Origin of the sequence: Schaalia cardiffensis F0333 (assembly GCF_005886435.1) — a bacterium.
In the GTDB taxonomy this organism is placed as follows: Bacteria; Actinomycetota; Actinomycetes; order Actinomycetales; family Actinomycetaceae; genus Pauljensenia; species Pauljensenia cardiffensis.
This window is the reverse complement of record NZ_CP040505.1, coordinates 269,677-287,500: the sequence shown is the minus strand read 5'-3', so window position 1 is coordinate 287,500 and position 17,824 is coordinate 269,677. Positions and strand designations below refer to the sequence as shown.

The window sequence follows — 17,824 nt, the reverse complement described above, 5'->3', positions numbered from 1 at the left end:
CATGGCACGCAAACATGTGAACCCGAAGTCCGACGTGACCTGGACACCCTCCGCGGACGCGCCGGAAGAACCGCTCAAGTGGGGCGAAGGCTTCCCCAAGGCCGCAGCCAAGACCCTGCGCAACACGCAGATGCGCCGCAACCTCACGCACGCGACAACCACGATCCGCAACAAGCGCGCCCTTCGCGTATCCGAAACCCCGGACTGGGAGGAACTCCGCTTGGCGGGCTCCTCCATTAAGAACCGCGTCATGAGCCGTCTGCCCGAACTCCTCGAAGAGATGGAGCGCAATGTCACCGCGCGCGGCGGCATTGTCCACTGGGCGCGCGACGCAGCCGAAGCCAATGCCATCGCCTACCAGATCGCGGCCTCCAAGGGTGTTGACGAGGTCGTCAAAGTCAAGTCCATGGTCACCCAGGAGATCGGCCTCAACGAATACTTCGCTGAGCGCGGCATCTCCGCATGGGAGACCGACCTCGCGGAAATGATCGTTCAGCTCTCCGACGACATGCCGAGCCACATCGTCGTCCCCGCGATCCACCGCAACCGCTCCGAAGTTCGCGCCATTTTCAAGGCACGCATGGGCGACGCCCCCGAGAACCTCGGTGACGAGCCCGTTGAACTCGCTGCAGCGGCCCGCGCCCACCTGCGCAAGAAGTTCCTTTCGGCAAAGGTCGCGATCTCCGGGTCGAACATGATGATCGCCGAAAGCGGCACCCTCACCGTCTTCGAATCCGAAGGCAATGGCCGCATGTGCCTCACCCTCCCGGAAACCCTCATCTCGATCGTCGGCATTGAGAAGATGGTTCCCACCTTCCGTGACGCCGAGGTCATGGCTCAGCTGCTCCCCCGCTCCGCGACCGGTGAGCGCATGAACCCCTACACCTCCATGTGGACGGGCGTGACCCCGGGTGATGGCCCGCAGGAGTTCCACCTCATTCTGCTCGACAACGGCCGTTCCCGCGTTCTCGCCGACCCGATCGGCCGTCAGGCCCTGCACTGCATCCGCTGTGGTTCATGCATGAATGTCTGCCCCGTGTACGAGCACGTCGGTGGCCACGCCTACCAGTCGGTCTACCCCGGCCCCATCGGTGCGATCCTCACGCCCCAACTGCGCGGCGCTTTCGATCACAACGATCCGGCCTCGACCCTCCCCTTCGCGTCCTCGCTGTGCGGCGCCTGCTACGACGCCTGCCCGATGCGCATCAATATCCCCGAAGTGCTGGTCGAGCTGCGCCACCGCGCCGTCGAAGCTCAACGCGGCGGCATCCCGACCGTGTGGGATGTGGCGATGGGGGCCGCGAAGATCCCGATGTCCTCTGGCCCGCTCATGAAGGCCGCCGGCAAGCTCATGCCGCTCGGCCGGAAGATCGCGGGTTCGGATCGTCGCCTCGTGAATCTGCCCTGGCCTGCGACCGCGTGGTCGACTTCTCGAGACGTGCCCGCTCCGCCCTCGAAGACCTTCCGCCAGTGGATGGCCGAACACCAGAAGGAACAGGGCTGCACCGCTTGCTCGTGCACGCCCACCACCCGCATCGACGAAGAGGGGGCCCAGCTGTGAACGCCCGCGAAGAAATCCTGGCTACCCTGCGCACTGCGCGTGACGCTTCGCAGCCCGGCGCTCCGAAGGACGAGGTCGTCCGCGACTACATGTGTGAAACCGAGGACGCTCCCGGTTCGCGCCCGGTGCTCGACTTCTTCATCGAGATGCTCGGGGACTACCACGTCGCCGTTCATGAGGTCACGGCCGATAAGATCCCCGCGACGATCGACAAGGTACTCAAGGAGAAGGAAGCGCCCTCCGTTGTCGTCCCCGCTGGTCTGGATGCCACTTGGCGTAAGGCCGCAGGCAAGGGGCGTACGCTGCGCGTCGACTCCATTGAGAAACCCTGCACCAAGGAGGAGCTCGATCAGACTCTCGCGGTCGTGACCGCTTCGCGCACTGCGATCGCTCAGTCTGGGACGATCATTCTTGACGGCGAGCCGGATCAGGGCCGCAGGATTATCAGTCTCCTGCCGGATCTGCATCTGTGCGTCGTCAATGCATCGACCGTTCAGCCGACCGTCCCGCAAGCGGTCGCGATCGTCGGTGAGCATCCGACTCGTCCGATCACCTGGATCGCCGGCGGTTCAGCAACCTCGGACATTGAGCTTGTCCGCGTTGACGGCGTGCACGGCCCCCGAACCCTGGTTGTGCTGTTGGTGACGGATCGCTGAGCCTTTCCATCTGATAGACGCTGGGGGCAGTCGGCATTGACCGACTGCCCCTTAAGCTGTGCCGGTTCTTCTTCGGGATGCTCAGGCTGTCCTCTTAGGCCGCGCTCCTACTCTTTTCCCCTGCTCCGACCATGTCTTGCCCTGTGCTCATGCTTCTTAGCTCATCCTTATCTTGAGCTTCGCCGGAGTGTTCTCAACAGGTCTCGTATACGTCAACGTCTCACCCGTGGAAGGGAAAGGTGGGGGCGGGAGTGTTCTCAACAGGTCTCGTGTACGTCAACGTCTGAATTCGTGCAGGCCGAGGGCGACCTACCTTGGAGCGTTCTCAACCGGCCTTGCGCGTGGGCATTCTCAGGGGTCGGCCAGAACGCCCCCAGCAGGTCATGCATTCACAAGCGCTCTCAGCGGACCATAGGTGCCCGAGCACCCTCAACAGCTCATGCGCGAGCGGATACCTTCAATGATCGTGTCAAGCTCGAAAGTGAATTGGAGGTCGGCGCTAGCCGGATCCTCGGGTGCAAAACCCGGGTATTCACCCTTGAGAAGAGCGCGGATGATCGGCAAATCTGTTCCGGCCTCACCCTCGAGGAGAGTTTTCACGCCATTGCCATGCAAGCCCTGTGCGCCCGAAGAATCGCACATCGTGTCCCTCTTGCCCGTGTGCGCGGCAAGATGCGCAACAAGACTGATAGAACGCAGTGCATCCGCTGAGCTCAAGCCCGCTTCGACAAGGGTCTCGAGCGCCTTCTCGATCGAGATCATATACCCCAGGGCCAGCCTCGAGTCGAACTCCAAGTAACGTGCAAGAGGGCCGATCGAAGCGACCGAAGCGCGCATCCCGGAGGCGAAGCCCCGCAGGAGGGATTCCCAGTCCCCCTCGGTCAATTCGGCGAGGACGTCAAGGCTCATGCTCGCTCGATCCAGTGCGATGAGCTGCATGAATTCACGCTTACCACCGACGTGGTAGTTCAATGCGGTCGGATCGACTCCGAGAATGTCTGCGACGGACTGCATTGTGACATCTTCCGGGGCGAGGGCGCGGGCGGCCTCGAGGATTTTATGCCGGTCGATTCTCGCGGGCCTGCCTTTTGAGCGTTTCTCTCCTCGCGACGCAGCTGTTTTCGTGGTCTTCGCCGCCATGCCGCCTCCCCGTTTCAGGTGTTCTCCCCATTCTAAGGGGCGTTTCTCCGGGAGCTGAAAAACCTGGCGGCCCAAGATGATCTTGGGCCGCCAGCACACTCGCGGGGTGTCCACCCCGCCCTCGTGAATGAAAACTCAGAGTTTCTTCACGAGCGGGAAGGTGATGGTCTCGCGAATCCCGTGACCGGTCAGAGCCATGAGAAGACGATCCAAGCCCATGCCCATGCCACCGGCGGGCGGCATACCGTACTCCATCGCCATGAGGAAATCCTCGTCAAGGACCATCGCCTCAGGGTCGCCGTTCGCCGCAGCGAGGGCCTGCGCCTCGAAACGCTGACGCTGGATCACGGGATCGACGAGCTCGGAGTAGGCGGTCGCCAACTCGAAGCCGCGCACATACAGATCCCACTTCTCGACGATCCCCTTCTTCGAGCGGTGGCCGCGCGTGAGGGGGCTGGAGTCCTCGGGGTAGTCGCGAACGAAGGTCGGCGCCCAAAGCTTGTCGCCGACGGCGGCCTCGAAGATGACCTCCGCGACCTTGCCCGGACCCCAGTGATCGGCAACATCCTCGCCGAGCTCCTCAGCGATCTTCACGAGCTCCTCAAGGGGGGTGTCGACATTGAACTCGCGGCCAAGAGCCTCGGCGGTCGCCTCGAACATTGAGATCTCAGCCCAAGAGCCGGAAAGATCGTAGAGGGAGCCATCGGACAGGGTGACGAGCTCAGTGCCGAGGGCGTCGCGCGCAGCCTTCTGGACGAACTCGCGGGTGCGGCGGGCCATTGTGTCGTAGGAGCCGTAAGCCTCGTAGGCTTCGAGCATCGTGAACTCGGGGCTGTGCGAAGAGTCCGCGCCCTCGTTGCGGAAGTTGCGGTTGATCTCGAAGACCTTGTCGATGCCGCCGACGACCGCGCGCTTGAGGAAGAGCTCCGGGGCGATCCTCAAGAAAAGATCCGTGTCGTAAGCGTTCATATGCGTCGAGAAGGGGCGGGCTGCGGCACCACCGTGCAGGTTCTGCAGCATCGGGGTTTCAATCTCGATGAATCCCGCCTCGTCGAAGTAGTCGCGCAGGGACTTCACGACTTTGGAGCGCGTGCGCACCATGTCGCGTGCCGCCGGTCGGACGATCATGTCGAGGTAGCGGCGCCGAACGCGCATGTCCTCGGACAAGGAGACCTCGGTGCCGTCCTCGGCGGTGTAGGTCTTAGGCAGTGGGCGGATCGACTTCGCGGCGATCTGCCATGCGGGCACCGGATCGCCCTCGCCAATACCGGGAGTGAAGAGCCCGGCGGGTGCGGTGCCGGGGCAGGCCAGGACAGAGAGTTCGCCGCGGCGCGAGGAGATCACGCGGCCGTGGATGAAAAGGTGATCGCCGAGGTCGACATCCGCCTTGTACTGCGCGAGGGACTCGAGGCCCACTTCGGCGGCGGAGAGCATCACCTGAATACGATTGCCCTCGCCGTCCATGAGGGTCGCGAAGCAGAGCTTGCCGCCATTGCGGGCGAGCATGACGCGACCGGCAATGCCGACCTCGTCCTGGGTTTCGTCACCGGCCTCAAGATGCGAGTACTTCTCGCGGATCTCGGCGATAGTGGAGGTGATTGCGAGGACGACCGGGTAGGCCTGGCGTCCGTCGGCGAGAAGGCGCGCGCGCTTCTCCTGACGAACCTTGACCTGCTCGGGAGTGTCATCGGCTTCAGGGGCGGGATTCTGGTTCACGTCAGTCACCTCACCATCGTAACCGTCCGAAGAGGTGGCTCTTCACCCACGTGAGGCTCTCCACGCGTGATGTCTCCCTCGCCGATCGCAAGCGCCTAAGGTCTTTCTTGTCCTGGTCGCTTGGTGCGCGTAATTGAGGAGGGGCCTTTGCCCCTCAAATACTCGTGGCGTCCGCCTGAAACTCTCTCCCCTCTTCGCGTGTCCGGAATGGCGGATATTCATCAAGCATAACGAGAATGCTGCAGGTCTCCCTCAACCACGAGAGCGGAGCCGCTGGCGCGATGATGATCCACTGTTTGGGCGACTCCGCCTCGCTCTGCGGCTCACGCGAAGAGAAGGCAGAGCCTTTCGCCTTCCCTTGCTTCGTCTGCGTTATTGCCCGAGTAAAGAAGGCTGTTCGGCAAAACCCAACGCGCAGACACAAGCCCATCACTGCGCCAGCTCACCACGGACCCTTCATCAGTGAGACGAGAAACTCATTGTCCTTCTCAGTGCCAAGGAGCGAACAATCTTCAGGATGCGACGAAAAATACTCAATGAGGCGCTCCAGTTGGAAGTAGTTCATTGGAGCCACCTGCATGTTTACACGTGCTCCAAAACGCCTCTCACGACCAAGTGACTCAATTGCGCCAAAATCGGAATTACAACCCCGCACACACATAAACGAGCATTCCACGCAGGCTTGATGCTCTCACCGAAAAGCGAACGAATTTCAATACCGATCGGATCCACCCCCACCATTGGGCCCTACGCGATCGCCCACCCAAAAAAATGCTCAACGACAAGCGTCTAGACGACGAGAACCATCAACACGGCCAGCAGGCGAATCGAAGTCTCAGCGAGCAGCGCCCAACGAACAACGAAACCAATTACAAAAGAAACAATGCCCAGGCAGAGAACTCGCTGAACAATTGCGACTAGTCGAAAAAATCTGCTGCCCGCGACATTTCAGCCATCCCGAAAAAACGACCAAGCGCCTTTCGCGTCGAATCAAACAGACACCCAATTTCGGTCGAAAATGACAGCTAGAGCGATAATTCACCAAAATAGCCGGTAAATCCTCCTAGCAGACAAAGCGATGAGCCAAAACCAAAGCGACATCACCTGGAAAACGACAAAATCCAAGAGAACAGGAATGAATACAAGCATGCCGAAGATGAATCAACGATCGGCCGATCGCACATTAGCGGGTTCAGCGAATACACTTAGCCGCCCCTTAACCACGTTCACTCATTATTTGAATCCAGTAATTCTACGACCATCTCACATCCTCTCATCAACTCAATCTCACTATTCAAGCAAAATCTGCCGACAATCTCGTTTCCAACGGGATCGCAACAGGAACACCTAACTAAATCTCCCTCACGGCGACCAAAAAGTTCACCGTTGAGAGCCCCGATTAGCCGCCGGAGAAGTCAGCGCAAAATACGACGACACCTTTGTCAACTCATTCCCATGATGATGCCTTGGTAGTGACGACAGCGCTTGCGATAAGCCAGTTATCCTAGCAGCCCACGCAAGACTCTTCGCGAAAGCTCTTCGGAATAAGCCTTAGGTCGAATGAAAACCTTGAAAAAAGCACACCCCGTGGGCTTACGTCGAGCATCATCGAAACCTGCATCAGCCCTACCGATATGCTTAGAGCAGTTCTCGACTGTGATAGCGATCTGTTCGACCACCGGTGACAGTGCTGGCAATAAGCGTTCCAGCAGGCGACACGCGCGTGCGACGATCATCGTGTCTTTATACTGTTTGCCCCACATGCGATCCGGTATTTTAATTTCGGTAAGATCTCGCTCGAAAAACTGCAGCTTATCGTAAGACCCTGATTCTTTTGTCTCGACGATCTGGTTACGCCGCTAAAGCTCCCAAAACTCCACGATCCCTAAACCACCAAGCGAGCTCACATCCACGCAACTGTTCTGCATTACGCATTCGGTGACGCAAACACAACTCCCTGAATACCGCGAACTCTTTTGCGACTTGACGCAGCGACTCGGAACTAGTTCGCGCAAGCCCCAAAATGCTGTTGAACATACCCAAGACGTAATCAACAACCTTGACCAAATAGGCACAAAAAGCGGTCACATCAGGAACCACCGAGACCTGCACCAGAGCCAGACGCTAAACGTCTATACTGAGTCATCGCACACCCACAGGCATTTCATTTAGCAACATCCGCACTTCACACCATCACACAGCCAACTTCAAGATCGACTTTCCCGCGCCACAAAGCCGACATAGCCAGATTGAGCCAACACCTCTTTCTTACAATACCTGAGGCCACAAGCGGCCTTATCCGGAATTAACAAAAGACGTTCAACGTTTACCAGAGCCATAAAAACTAGGAACTCCGACTGTCTTTGCCTACCGGCAGACTTGGCGCCTCCACCCATTTACAACTATAAATTGTCAAAAATCTGCGTCAGCAACTTAGCACAGTCCACCAGATTTTCATCGGCAGAAAACCTCGAGTTCTCACTTCGCATTGCCGATGCCCCTGTAACACCATCACCACAACCGAAATTATCAACAGCTACAAAAGCTATTCCACTCATTCTCCGAGAATCTTTTTCAGAGAGTATTGGTGTGCGTGAAACTCACTTCGAACCACTAGCGCAGAAAATATCGGCGCAACTCACACAAGCTCAAGCCTTTCGTCGAGCGGATCGTGAATACAATAAGCGAAGCTTCAATCATCTGAGATTGAGGTAGAATTATCAAAAAAGTGGCCGCTTACAAAATGAGCCTCTCTTCTACCGTCGTCCCGACCTGCCACGATCCGGAATGACTGAACCATTTCCAGGAAAAACCCCCCGCAGAACAATCGCATAAAGGGCGAACATCTCGACAACAGTAGAAGCAAACCATCCCAGTACAAGTCTGTCTGACGGCCACCTTTCACATAACGCACCCCAATACACCATCACCAAAAATCCAATGTTAACTATCGCAACCTGAGCAATCAAAAGCCAGGTAACATGTCTTGAAAGCATATTTCGCAATTCAGAACCCTTTTTAATCTGCTCAAGATAGACGACAGTCCTCATATCTTTTCGAGCAGAACCTCGAACTCTCATCTTCTGGTCGAATGTGAGGTCATCTCTTTCCTCACGAGACTGATTCGAAGCGTCCTGTTCTTCCTTTTCTTGAACGATCTCTGATTTGCGAGATTTTTTCGACGGCCGGAAACTTCTTCAGCCGCCTTGGAGAGAGCGGAGAATCTCCTGCTAACCTCCTCTTCAAAACTTGAGTCGAAACCGAATGGATCGCCTCTGTCAGCGCTCGGCAACCTTTCATCCCTACTCATCACAACCTCCAAAAAGTGCGATTCACAACTAGAGACTGCGTCCCACCAACAAACTAGAGCTCAATGCCGAGCATTCTTAAACGGTTGAGCATGGTTGTCACCGATACACCAAAATACCGTGCAACCGACTCTTTCGTCATCCCTAAGCCAGCAAATGTTTCCACTTCCCAACTTGGCATGAGAAGTGCATGAGCAAACGCGTCAGCAAATTGTTCTGATCTTCTTGTGTCCGGATCTCCTGAAGGAGTTGGGATTCGGGCACGATGAAATTCGGTACCCAGCTTTTCTGGATCGTCATACCAAAAAGGAACATCGGAAGCTTTCTTTTCGAGGTGATAATGCTCCACGTAATGCCCAATCTCGTGCGCGATCGTAAAGCGACGACGCTGTGAGGTCATGTCGCTATCAAGAAATATTGTCGGATCACGGTCGTTGGCACGCTTGATAATGAGGCCAATTGTCTCACCCGGAAAATCCACATACCGAATAACGATTGGAATCTCTGACGCAATGCTAACGACATCTACCGGAAATACACTGTCCCAGAAGTTTTCAAGTATTCTCTCAGCAAAGTATTCCGCTTCGGAGTAGAGTTGCTCAAGGTTAAGGTCCGAGTTCAGACAAAAGCCACCCGCTCCGTTGAAAACTTCGCTCACAGGCTGGCCACTTCCTTCGCCGTCACCTCCGGCACGCGCAGCGCGATACGAACCGGAGAGAGTGCCAGGCAAGCTGCCTCCCACCGTCTGCTCACTCACAGCAACACGCCCCAAGTGAGCATTGAGCCAACCTTCTCATCTCTTCTTCTCCAATCTCACACGAACTCTGCCGATCGTTCCCATAGACAGTTCTACAAGACTCAGCGCAAAAACTGGTCAAGTTAGAGTCGAACTAACTTAGTTACAACCGTGTGATTAGATCCAATGAAACCAGTAGCGCAGCTTAACTGGGCTCGGGCGCGCCGGTGGTACCCAAAGAGGAGAAAAGCTTATCTGCATTTGGATTGACACGCAAGAGGATGGCTTTGCGTTCAGACTGCTACGCACCGGATTCGACCCTCCTTTTTGGATCGACCATGCCTACGACGGACGCCGCAGACAAGCCTGTCTCGACCATTGTTCTAATCGAATTGGAGATCATCATGACTCAATCGGCACGAGGCACCTAAGCCTTACCGTCACCAAACAGTGCACCAGCCCCACCCCTTTGAAGTGGACTCTGAGCAGCAAGCGCTCTCAACACATTCGCAGCACGCTCCACAAGATCGCCGAATTTTCTCGTCGTGGTCTCCAGATCCATGCGGAAGCCCCTCATACGCGGGTCCTCGCCCTCCAGGCATCCACCGACACCTGCATGAGGCTGGTCTCTTCCAAGAGCAAGTCCTCAGTAGCGGTTCTTAGGTCCGCAATCTTCGTTGCCAGTTGGCGGATCTCTGCAGAGATCGCCGATATCGAATGCGGTGTCAATGCCCTCTGCTTGTGTCTGCGCCACGGATCAGACCTCCAGTCTCCTGAATGCTTCGGCGATGTTCTCCTCATCGAGTTCCGCACTCGTGACGACCTCGCTCATATTCTCGCAGGCCGTTGCACACAAGCCCGATAGCTCAGTAGAGGCTCCGATGAGCCGAGTTGCGATCGTCTCAATCGCCTCGCTCACCTCGTCCGCTTCCATGCTCGGAGGAATCACACGGGAGGAATGAACAGTTCCACAGCGTCCGAATCCGGTTCCTTCTCAAAAACACCTGCCCCAAGGGGTCGGAAGTGAAGAGGCACAGTGCTCTCGCGGAGGGGACTCCAAGACCCTGGATCTCGGTCAGCTCCACTACAGAGGCACCGTGCCCTCCCGGGGGACCCTCAACTGCCACCCCGATTCTCAGGGCTTCCCCGCAGATTTCAGGCCGAGTTCTCGAGCTCGCTCGGATTCCTCGGGCACGCGCCCCGCAGAATCCCCGGTCTCAATGATGCGATTGTGCTCGTCCACGAAAGCGACCGCGGGCTTCCACCCCCGCACCTGGGACTCGGGCACCTGACAGTACGCCATGATGATGACAAGGTCGTCGACGCTCACCAAATGCGCTGCAGCCCCGTTGAGCTGGACAACGCCAGAGCCCCGGGGTCCTGCGATCGTGTAGGTCGACAGGCGCTTGCCATTGTCAATGTCCGCGATATCAACACGCTGGCCCTCGACAATATTCGCGGCGTCAAGCAGATCCTCGTCGATTGTGACCGAGCCGACGTAGTGTAGGTCTGCGCCGGTGACCCGCGCCCGGTGGATCTTGCCCTGGATCATCGGGCGCATGACTTCCATTCGCATGGTCTCAGCCACGCTCCACCTCCAAGATGACGGGAAGATTGTCGATGAGCCTGGTTGTCCCGACTTTCGCGGCGAGGAGGATTCGGCAGGCTCGCCCACCTTCCACCATGGTGGCGGGCCGGGCGTCCTTTTCAGTCACGAGGGCGACACCGGGCGTTCCAGCGAGAATGTCGAAGGTCCCTTCATCGACGAGGGCAACGTAGTCGACGTCGATCCCCCCAGTGGTCTCAAGGACCTGAAGGACTGCTGTGACGGCCTGCTCGGCGCTCGCACCATTGGCTGCGGCCTCACGACCGGCTTCGAGCCCTTTCGACAGGGATCGGGCGCGCACTCGTTCGTCCTCTAAGAGGTAGCGGTTGCGGCTAGACAAGGCCACGCCATCGGTGTCACGGACGATCGGCACACCTTCAACGCGGACGGGCACATCCAATTGGGAGAAGACGTGGCGCAGTACCGCGAGCTGCTGCGCGTCTTTCTCACCGAAAAGCGCAACGTCCGGGCGGACGAGTCCCACGACCTTCGTGCACACGAGGGCGACGCCAGCGAAGTGAGTGGGGCGGGCGGTGCCTTCAAGGACATGCGCAATACGACCCGGGTCGATGCTGAGGTCAACCGGCTCGGGGTAAGCGTCCTCGGGGCTTGGCGCCCACACGAGATCGGCACCGACGCTTTCAAGAGCCGCCATATCCGCGTCAAGGGTGCGCGGATAGGCATCGAAATCCTCTCCGGGGGCGAATTGGGTCGGGTTGACGAAGATCGTGACGACCACGTGGTCGCCGAGTTCTTTCGCGCGTTTGACGAGCTGCAGGTGTCCCTTGTGCAGGGCACCCATCGTCATGACGAGGGCGCGAGTCCCCTTCAAATCTGCGAGGGCGGCGGCGAGTTCTTCCCGCGTACGGGTGAGGACAGGTCGATGGGTCATGCCTCCATTGTCGCGCCCTGTAGCGCGTATTCCCACTGCGAAGAGAGTTTCTTTAACCACGCTGAACGTGAAATCAGGCGCACACCGGGGACTTTCATCCCTCCAGGAGGGCGCTTCGCACAGCGTCAGCGTCCCGCTCGTTCAGGCGAGCTCGGCAGAGCAGCATCGTGACGGCGTCACGGACCCCGGCCTCGTAAGCATTGAGGGCATCATCGCCGAGGGTGGCAAGGGCCTTCACGTGTGAGCGCACGACCTCGGCATCCGCCCTGGTGATAGGGGCGGCAATGGCAGCCTCCCCTTCACTGAGGGCCACATCTGTCGTCTGTCCGAAGAGGGGGCCCGCGATAAGGGAGGGTTCTTCAATTCCTTGAGCTTTCAACGCTTCGAAGGCTCGGATCACTCCCATCGCGATTCCGTTGACGCCGAGGGTGAGGGCGGCGTGCACTCCGGGACGCGCGTCCTCTTCGATGATGATGGGTTCGCCTCCCATTTCAACGACGAGCGCCTGCGCGATCGGGAGAAATGGGCCGGGCGCAGTGACCAGGAAGGGCGCTCCTGTGAGTCGCTGCAGGTCGACGCTCCAACCGGTGAAACGGATCGTCGGGTGGATCGCCACTGGAATCGCGCCTTGAGCGTGGGCGGGGGCGAGAATGCCGGTGCCATAGGGGCCGGCGAGGTGAACGAGGATCGTCCCCATCTTCCAAGCGCCAAGTTCTGCAAGTCCCGCGACGAGGGGAGCGATTTCCTCATCAGGAAGGGCGAGGAGGACGAGTTCAGATTGAGCGACGATCTCCTCAATGGGAAGAACGGGGACTCCGGGGAGGAAGGCGTCGGCTCTTTCGACCGCCTCCGCTGATCGGGCGGCAACCCCGATGATCTCGTGTCCGGCGGCCCGCAGGGATGAAGCGATGATCGGACCGGACTTGCCGACCCCGATGAGTCCGATCCCGAGGCGCCCTGCGCTCACGAGTGCTCCTCAGCGAAAGGGGGCTGCGCACTCGACGCCTGGGGCGGTATCTCAGGGATTGGCCCTGCCTGCCCATTCGGAGGTAAAGGAGCGGGCTGCCCGTTCGGAGGGATCGGCGCGGGGTGCGCGATCTGCGGCTGAGTTGTGGCCTGTGGGAATGGCCCTGCCTGCCCAGCCGAGGGGAACGGGGTGGTGAGCCCGTTCAGCGCGGGCTGTCCACTCGGGGCCTGAGCCGCAGGCTGCCCGCCCTGGGGGTAGGGCATAGGCTGCCCGTTTTGGGGGTAGGGCATGGGCTGCCCACCTTGCGGATAGGGCATGAGGGGCGGGCTCTGCACTGCTGACGGAATCACCCCGGGCTGCGAATAGAGTCTGCTCTGACCGCCCGCCATCGACGAGGCGGATTGCGCTCCTGAAGGAAGCACTGCCCCGGCCTCGCCGATCACACCGGTGCGCCCTTCGAAGTCGAGACGCGACTGGACCCGCGAGAGCCAACGCTCGGGCGGCTCCTTCGTACGCCGAATCCGCGCTCGTTCTCGCAAACCCTCACTCAGCGCCACGGCGGCTGAGACATCGAGGTGACGCGCCCTGCAGGGGGTTGTACCTGGAACGATCTGCGCCTCCACATCAGCCAGGGAAAGGCGACGTTCAAGGGGTCCTTGAGCGAGTTTGAGGGACTGAACACGCTCAACGGGAATGACCGAGAGGTCCCAGCTCAACCATCCATCGCGGATGACGAGGCAGGTCTGAGTCAAAGCGACGGCGCGACGTTTCTTGACCAGCGGATCGAGAATCCTGGCTCGCGTGGAAACAGGGATGAAGCCGACACCTTCTCCCGTCCCATCGAGAGCGGCGCTCATGAAAGCCTGAGGGTCGGGTACGCCAAGGTCTCGTACGACGAGCCACAAAGCGAGCTCCGCATCCGCCCTCGTACCGACGGGGAGAAGCAGGTCTGTTGAAAAGCCCTTCTTGGTTTCCTCCTGGTTCTGCACTGCGAAACCTGCCTGAGTGATCGTCACCCGATACCAGCCGACCCACCTCCACAGCAACGGGCGTTGGATACGAACCGCATGGATTCGGTTCGGAGGGATCGTCTGTGAACGAGTCTCAAGCAGGCCCGAACGTGTACGGATGCCATCGGGTGACACCGCTCCGGTGAAATTGAACTCGCCTGCGAAGCGCTTCCAGACTATCGCCCCCATGGCCAGCAGGATCGGGAGGAGACCGACAACCCCGGATAGGCCCCCAGCCCCGATCAGGGTAGTGAGAACGCCGACTCCGACGAGCACTGCGAGGAGGACGAGGACGCCGACGAAGACGCCGCTGGTGAGGATGAGGGAACCCAGGAGCCGTCCGCTCGGCACCTTGTACAGCACTCGTTCAGGGGCGGACGGGGCGAAACGGCGCGGAGTCATTCCCGCAGTCGCGCTGGGCGAAGACGCTCCCGCAGGTGGCAAGGGCGTTCCTTCTCCATAGCCTGCATTCGTACCCGGCACTGGGACGCCCGCCTTGCTGTGATGGGGGGCAAAACTCCCGGCCTGGGCCACCGTGGCATCGGAGAAAACTCCTGAAGCTCGCGCGAGGATTTCTGCGCGAAGATCCTCAAGCTCCTGGGTCTTCAAAAAGCCGAAAGCAACCTTCGATCCGGCCCCGCCCGCGACCTCAATGTCGATCGTGCCGAGCCCGAAGACACGCCCTAGGAGAGGATGTTGGATGTCAACACCTTGGATGCGTTCAAGGCGAGCCTGCTTCAAGGTCCGCAAAAGGATCCCGGAGCGGTAGTAGACGCCACTATCGGTGACCGCGAAGCGGGTGACCCGCCAGGACAAATACGAGATCAAACCGAGGATCAGCACAAGCCCTAAGAGCCCCCCGACTGCGATCAAGACGATACGACCGGTACCGAGGGAATGCGCATAATTCGAAGACAGCGTATTGACGAACAGGTTCGTGTTCTGGAACAAGACAATCGCAAGGAGGACCGTCACACCTTTCCACGCTTTGATCAGCGGGGAAAGCGGGTGCAGGCGGCGCCACTGCCCTTCGGCGATCGCTCCCTCAGTTGCGCGGATCTTGGGGGCCGCACCCCCTCCGGCGCTCACAGGCCCGCCAGTTCAGCAGAGCCGCGCTCGGCGAGCATGTCACGAAGACGCACCGCCTCATCAACGGGCACGCCATTCAAAGTCGCATCGGTGTGCGCCGAGGCGGTGTGGACTTTAATCTCCGCAATCCCGAACATGCGCGCGATCGGCCCCTCGGAGATCTCGATGTACTGAATCCGACCATAGGGGATCAGGGTGAGACGACGGAACATGATGCCCTTACGAATGCAGAACTCATCCCCGGCGAGGGCGAAGGCCATCGCTTTGACCTGACGGGAGATGAACCACAGGTCCCAGACAGAGACGCACACGAAAACCGCGAACACGATCCAGAACAAGGGGGTCAGGAGGCGTGCAGCAACGACGGATGCGATGAGCACTGGGAGCAAGCCGAGCATTGAGGAGATGATTCGCACGAGCGCAAGCTTTTGAGATACCGGATGAAACTCGAGTCCTACCGGAGCCATGGGGTCGGTCATTGCGACGCCTTTCGAATACTGCCCAGATCGTGGGCTGTTTGCGAGCCTTTATCGTCTCACAGCGCCCATTATCGTCTCACAGCCTCGCTTCTTGGCGAGACAGCTCTTCGCCTCACCCACAGGACACACCCCCTTCCACCCAACTCCCAGCGAACATCCAGTTTCCTGGTCGAAGATGAACTCATGTCACGACAAAACTCCGAGGGCGAAGCCCGCCTCCTCGTCGTTGACGACGAGCCGAATATCCGCGACCTGCTCGCATCCTCCCTACGTTTCGCCGGCTTCGAAGTGTCGACCGCCGCCGACGGACACTCCGCCTATCGTCAAGCAATGGACGAGTCCCCGGACCTCATCGTCCTCGACGTAATGCTTCCCGACATGGACGGTTTCACCGTGACGCGTCGCCTACGCGAAGCGGGCGTACAAATCCCCGTTCTCTTCCTCACCGCCCGTGATGACATGCGCGACAAGATCCAGGGGCTCACCGTCGGCGGAGACGATTATGTGACAAAACCCTTCGGCCTCGAAGAGGTTGTCGCCCGTATTCGCGCGATCCTGCGCCGCACTCTCGGGGCTGAAGAAGACGACGGCCTCTTGCGCGTCGGCGACCTCGTCATCGACGAAGACGCCCACGAAGTGACAAGGGCGGGGGTCTCCATTGACCTGTCGCCCACCGAATTCAAGCTCTTGCGTTACCTCGTCATCAATGAGCGGCGCGTCGTGTCAAAGATGCAGATCCTCGACCACGTGTGGGAATACGACTGGGATGGCGAAGCCGCGATCGTGGAATCCTATATCTCCTACCTGCGTCGCAAACTCGCCGTCGAAGGCGCCTCCGGGGAGCTCATCCACACGAAGCGCGGCGTCGGTTATATCCTGCGCGCCGAGGACTGACCGTGAGCAGTGGCCCACTCGCTTATCTTCGAGCGTTCTGGGAGCGTCGTCCTCTTTCCTCCCAGCTCGTCGGCCTCATTACGGCGCTCCTCGCCCTCGGCCTCATCATGTCGGGCACAGTCATGCTGGGCCTTTTGCAACGCCACCTCGTCTCCCAGATCGACGAACAGCTCAGAACCACCGCGCCCTCGGCACTGAGCGCGAACGATTTTGGAGCACAAAAGGGCATCTCCGTCTTCCCCACGCTCTTCTACATTCGCAGTACGCTGCCCGGAAGTGAGGACGCGGTTTACTACTATCCCGGCACGCTCAAAGTTTCCGGCACTCCGAAAATCCCCGAACTGCTCAGAGTCGGAGATGTTCCCGATACCGAGGATCAGATCACGAGGCCGGTGACAGTTGCTTCGAGTCGCTCGGGAGAGAATTGGCGTGCGATCGCTTTCCCGATCTACGCCGAGAAAACCCATGAGCCGATTGGCGTGATGACGGTCGCGCTTCCACTGACCGATGTGCAACGCACGATTCGCACGACAGCCGCCTACTTCATGATCGGTGGCCTCGTCATCGTCATGGTCGGAGCAACGATCGGCTCGTCCCTCGTGCGTCGTTCTCTGCTTCCTTTGCGAGAGATTGAATCGACGGCGGGGAAAATCGCCGCAGGTGACCTCACAAGGCGTGTCCCCTCCGCTCCCCCATCCACAGAGGTCGGCTCCCTCGCATTGTCATTGAATGCGATGCTCACGCAGGTTGAGCAGTCCTTCGAGGCGCGTCAGGCCTCCGAGAAGAAGATCCGGCGTTTCGTCTCAGATGCTTCACATGAGCTCCGCACTCCACTCGCCGCGATTTCCGGGTATTGCGAGCTCTATTCGATGGGCGGCGTGCCTTCGGAGCGCGTCGACGAGGTCATGGGGCGTATTCAATCCGAATCGAAACGAATGGCGACCCTTGTCGAGGATCTGCTGACGCTGGCGCGGCTGGACGAAGGACGCCCTTTGGAGTTCACGGACTTGGATCTCGTGAAATTGGCGGATAACGCGGTTTTCGACCTGCAGGCCTTGGACCCGACGAGGACGGTGCGCCTGTGCTCCCTCAATGGGCATCGCCCGCCCATGACTGTGGTGGTGAGCGCCGACCGTGACCGTATCTCCCAGGTCTTCACGAATGCGATTGGCAATATTGTCCGCTACACGCCGGAAGGCTCTCCTGTTGAGATCGCCCTGGGACGAGTCGGGTGCGATGCGGTCGTCGAAATCCGAGATCACGGTCCCGGTATCGCCGATTCGGATCGAACTCGCGTGTTTGAGCGTTTCTACCGCTCCGATTCTTCCCGGGCTCGCACTAGCGGAGGTTCGGGCCTCGGGCTCGCGATCGTCGCCTCCATCCTTGCTGCGCATAAGGGCAATGCGAGGCTGACCAAGACGAAAGGCGGGGGGCTCACCCTCCGGATCGAATTGCCGATCACCCGCTCGGCCCCTTCTGCTTCGAGCGAAGCTTCCTCTGCGCAGGATTGCGCGAGCTCCGAGCTTGCCTCCTCGGAAAACGCAACGCCCACGCTTGCCTCCTCGGAAAACGCTTCGCCCGAGCCTACCGGGCAGGATTCCCACTCAGCTGAATCTTCCGCGCTGGAAGGTCTGCCACCCGAGGTGTCCTCGCAAGGCTCTTCCTCTGACGAATCACCCTCTTCGGGCACGGCGAATCGCCCTCGGGAAAGCGTCGAAGCGCCGAAAACTGAGGATGGCGAAGAGCACATCACGGGGTGAGAATCGCCAC

13 protein-coding genes and 1 pseudogene are annotated in these 17,824 nt (G+C 59.4%); 4 read left to right on the top strand and 10 right to left on the bottom strand.

The window, feature by feature from the left end; all coding sequences use genetic code 11:
• The first annotated feature begins 1 nt into the window (after position 1).
• Both FFA61_RS01110 and FFA61_RS01105 read left to right on the top strand, forming a co-directional pair.
• Positions 2-1,561: a LutB/LldF family L-lactate oxidation iron-sulfur protein gene (locus FFA61_RS01110; protein ID WP_005962322.1), complete on the top strand. Its 1,560-nt coding sequence runs from the start codon at positions 2-4 to the stop codon at positions 1,559-1,561.
• On the top strand, positions 1,558-2,217 hold the full coding sequence (locus tag FFA61_RS01105; protein WP_005962323.1) for a LutC/YkgG family protein: 660 nt from the start codon (positions 1,558-1,560) through the stop codon (positions 2,215-2,217). Before FFA61_RS01110 ends, FFA61_RS01105 begins: the two co-directional genes overlap by 4 nt.
• A gap of 429 nt (positions 2,218-2,646) precedes the next feature.
• On the opposite strand, the gene FFA61_RS01100 is transcribed toward FFA61_RS01105, so the two are convergent.
• The 10 genes from FFA61_RS01100 to FFA61_RS01055 form a co-directional block, all read right to left on the bottom strand.
• On the bottom strand, positions 2,647-3,357 hold the full coding sequence (locus FFA61_RS01100; protein ID WP_040313549.1) for a TetR/AcrR family transcriptional regulator C-terminal domain-containing protein: 711 nt from the start codon (positions 3,355-3,357) through the stop codon (positions 2,647-2,649).
• 135 nt (positions 3,358-3,492) lie between these two features.
• Positions 3,493-5,082 carry a lysine--tRNA ligase gene (locus FFA61_RS01095; protein ID WP_005962325.1) on the bottom strand — a complete coding sequence of 530 codons (1,590 nt, stop codon included), beginning with the start codon at positions 5,080-5,082 and terminating at the stop codon, positions 3,493-3,495.
• A 3,067-nt stretch (positions 5,083-8,149) separates the two neighbouring features.
• Entirely contained in the window at positions 8,150-8,383 is a 234-nt protein-coding gene (locus FFA61_RS01090; RefSeq protein WP_131247176.1) for a hypothetical protein, read from the bottom strand.
• Positions 8,384-8,436: 53 nt separating this feature from the next.
• Positions 8,437-9,138 carry an ImmA/IrrE family metallo-endopeptidase gene (locus FFA61_RS01085; protein ID WP_165544457.1) on the bottom strand — a complete coding sequence of 234 codons (702 nt, stop codon included), beginning with the start codon at positions 9,136-9,138 and terminating at the stop codon, positions 8,437-8,439.
• A 736-nt stretch (positions 9,139-9,874) separates the two neighbouring features.
• Positions 9,875-10,036 (bottom strand): hypothetical protein, encoded by a 162-nt coding sequence (locus FFA61_RS01080; RefSeq protein ID WP_165544458.1) that lies wholly within the window; start codon positions 10,034-10,036, stop codon positions 9,875-9,877.
• A gap of 216 nt (positions 10,037-10,252) precedes the next feature.
• Positions 10,253-10,687, bottom strand: a complete 435-nt coding sequence (gene panD, locus FFA61_RS01075) for an aspartate 1-decarboxylase (RefSeq protein ID WP_005962336.1) — start codon at positions 10,685-10,687, stop codon at positions 10,253-10,255.
• A gap of 10 nt (positions 10,688-10,697) precedes the next feature.
• Entirely contained in the window at positions 10,698-11,615 is a 918-nt protein-coding gene (gene panC / locus FFA61_RS01070; protein ID WP_005962337.1) for a pantoate--beta-alanine ligase, read from the bottom strand.
• A 94-nt stretch (positions 11,616-11,709) separates the two neighbouring features.
• On the bottom strand, positions 11,710-12,582 hold the full coding sequence (locus tag FFA61_RS01065; RefSeq protein WP_005962338.1) for a Rossmann-like and DUF2520 domain-containing protein: 873 nt from the start codon (positions 12,580-12,582) through the stop codon (positions 11,710-11,712).
• Complete coding sequence (locus FFA61_RS01060; RefSeq protein ID WP_005962339.1) at positions 12,579-14,681, bottom strand: PH domain-containing protein; 2,103 nt, start codon at positions 14,679-14,681, stop codon at positions 12,579-12,581. The genes FFA61_RS01065 and FFA61_RS01060 overlap by 4 nt, the downstream gene beginning before the upstream one ends.
• Entirely contained in the window at positions 14,678-15,160 is a 483-nt protein-coding gene (locus FFA61_RS01055; protein WP_005962340.1) for a PH domain-containing protein, read from the bottom strand. Before FFA61_RS01055 ends, FFA61_RS01060 begins: the two co-directional genes overlap by 4 nt.
• Before the next feature lie 183 nt (positions 15,161-15,343).
• Here FFA61_RS01055 and FFA61_RS01050 point away from each other — a divergent pair, with 183 nt between their 5' ends.
• Together FFA61_RS01050 and FFA61_RS01045 are read left to right on the top strand one after the other, a co-directional pair.
• Positions 15,344-16,054 (top strand): response regulator transcription factor, encoded by a 711-nt coding sequence (locus FFA61_RS01050; protein WP_005962341.1) that lies wholly within the window; start codon positions 15,344-15,346, stop codon positions 16,052-16,054.
• Between the two features lie 2 nt (positions 16,055-16,056).
• Positions 16,057-17,517: pseudogene (locus FFA61_RS01045) on the top strand (sensor histidine kinase); the annotation flags it as partial.
• Between the last annotated feature and the right edge of the window lie 307 nt (positions 17,518-17,824).

What these genes read in the sequence shown, in the direction of transcription:
- panC (WP_005962337.1), bottom strand. Translation starts at nt 11,615, where the DNA reads ATGACCCATCGACCTGTCCTCACCCGTACGCGGGAAGAACTCGCCGCC.
- FFA61_RS01110 (WP_005962322.1), top strand. Translation starts at nt 2, where the DNA reads ATGGCACGCAAACATGTGAACCCGAAGTCCGACGTGACCTGGACACCC.
- FFA61_RS01055 (WP_005962340.1), bottom strand. Translation starts at nt 15,160, where the DNA reads ATGACCGACCCCATGGCTCCGGTAGGACTCGAGTTTCATCCGGTATCT.
- FFA61_RS01050 (WP_005962341.1), top strand. Translation starts at nt 15,344, where the DNA reads ATGTCACGACAAAACTCCGAGGGCGAAGCCCGCCTCCTCGTCGTTGAC.
- panD (WP_005962336.1), bottom strand. Translation starts at nt 10,687, where the DNA reads ATGGAAGTCATGCGCCCGATGATCCAGGGCAAGATCCACCGGGCGCGG.
- FFA61_RS01100 (WP_040313549.1), bottom strand. Translation starts at nt 3,357, where the DNA reads ATGGCGGCGAAGACCACGAAAACAGCTGCGTCGCGAGGAGAGAAACGC.
- FFA61_RS01090 (WP_131247176.1), bottom strand. Translation starts at nt 8,383, where the DNA reads ATGAGTAGGGATGAAAGGTTGCCGAGCGCTGACAGAGGCGATCCATTC.